This is a genomic window from Arthrobacter sp. P2b (genome assembly GCF_900168295.1).
Classification (GTDB): Bacteria; Actinomycetota; Actinomycetes; order Actinomycetales; family Micrococcaceae; genus Arthrobacter.
The window spans coordinates 1-1,840 of the sequence record NZ_FVZL01000041.1 but is presented as its reverse complement, the minus strand read 5'-3'; the positions used below and the strand labels follow the sequence as shown (position 1 = coordinate 1,840).

The 1,840-nt window shown below is 62.1% G+C and carries 1 protein-coding gene; it reads right to left on the bottom strand.

All coding sequences use genetic code 11. From position 1 onward, the window contains the following. A partial coding sequence (locus tag B5520_RS22260; protein ID WP_176156970.1) for a flavin-containing monooxygenase occupies positions 1-1,641 on the bottom strand: 1,641 nt, incomplete at its 3' end. Between the last annotated feature and the right edge of the window lie 199 nt (positions 1,642-1,840).

Below are 1,840 nucleotides of genomic sequence, written 5' to 3'. Positions count from 1 at the left end.
CACGTCTGCTTCGATGCGGAAGCCGCTCATGCCGTCGCTTATTGCTTCTTCTGCGTACTTCCGGTAGGCCGGGAAGCCGCCGGCGAAGGCTACCGGGCGCCGTGGCTTACCCGGGATGTTCGCGCCCATCCACCAGCTGTCAGTTTCGGGGATGAGGGTGCTGGCGTAGATGTCGCCTACTATCTTGGTCCAGCGCTCTTCGCTCTCGGGCGTAACGTCGATGGCCGGATGCCGATAGGGTTCCAGTTCGGTCAGGATGTGCTGAATGTAGTCCACTTGAAAGGCACCCAGCAGCGGCGGCGAGAAGTGCACGCCAGGGCTTTGCGCCCCGCTGAGAAAGAACATATTCGGGAACCCGCTTGTCATAAGACCGAGGTGTGTCCGTGCTCCGTCCGCCCAGTGGTCCCGGAGCAAGACTCCTCCGCGGCCCCGAATGTCGATCGCAAGCGCAGCACCACTTCCGGCATCAAAGCCCGTTGCAAGGATCAGGACGTCAAGGTCGTGCTTCGCTCCGCTCTCCAGCACAACCCCGTCCTCAACCACACGGGCGATGGGATCAGCCTTGACGTCCACCAGTTCCACATTCGGACGATTGAACGTCTGGTAGTAGTTCGTGTCGCCAGGAGGACGCCGGGTGAGCGGCGGATGCGTTGGAATCAGTTTGCGGGCGGTCTCGGGGTCATCCACGAGCTCCATGATCTTCTCCGCAAGGAAATCCCGGAGGTGGGCGTTCACTTCCCGGTCCCGGATGACATCTGAGTAGCTTCGTCCCAGGTGGGGCCCGCCGGCCCGCCACCGCGACTCCCACTCTGCATACAGTTCCTCACGGGTAAGACCTGCACCCAGCCTGTCACGCGGCGGGTTGAGCACGCCACCGACGAGCACGGCGCCAGAGCCTGGAGACCCGTATTCGAGCTCCCGGATCATCTCGTAGTTCTCGTGGACCCACTCCTGGTACTCCGGACGCATGGCCTCGTTCCGCAACGGAGAGCACCAGTTGGCGGTGCGCTGGAACACCGTAAGGTGCTCCACGGTTGGCGCGAGGGTCTGGATGATCTGCACCCCGCTGGCGGCAGTACCAAGGACGCCTACGCGTTTCCCGGCCAGATCCACCCCGCCCTCCGGCCAGGCCGTTGAATGCAAGTACTCACCCGCGAAGTCTTTCAGCCCCGGAATGTCCGGAACGTTCGGCACGGAGAGGAAGCCGGTCGCCAGAATGAGGTACTGAGCCCGAATCTCAACAGCACTGCCGTCCCGCTGGAGAGTGAGATTCCAGCCATTAGTGTCGCTCTGGAACTCAGCCGAGGTCAGCCGTGTATTAAGTTGAATACCGTCACGGATCCCCACCCGATCAACCACCCAGTTCATGTAAGTGAGGAGTTCGGGCTGTCCCGCGTACTTCTCGCTCCACTTCCACTCACGCTGAAGCTCAGGAAAAGGCAGCGAGTACTCAAGACTCTCGATGTCAACACGGGCCCCTGGATAGCGGTTCCAGTACCACGTTCCACCCACACTGGGGGCCGCGTCGAACACCCGCACCCGCAGGCCACGCTTCCGCAGCCTGTGCAGAGCAGTTATCCCGCCGAACCCCGCGCCGATGACAACGACGTCATAGTCGAAATCTTCCAGCTGGTCACCCATCGACATACCTTTCATAAAAGTTCTCGCCACCCCCCGGCATCAGACGCCGGGACCGGACTAATTAAGCGCGCTCCGTGGGCTGGCTTCGCCGGGAACCCCACAGCCCGAAAACGCTGTGGAGCCCCACAGCCGCGGCCTAGACACTCGCACTCAGGGACCAAGCGCAAAAGCCTCATCGCTTACGAGCCCACCCAACCCA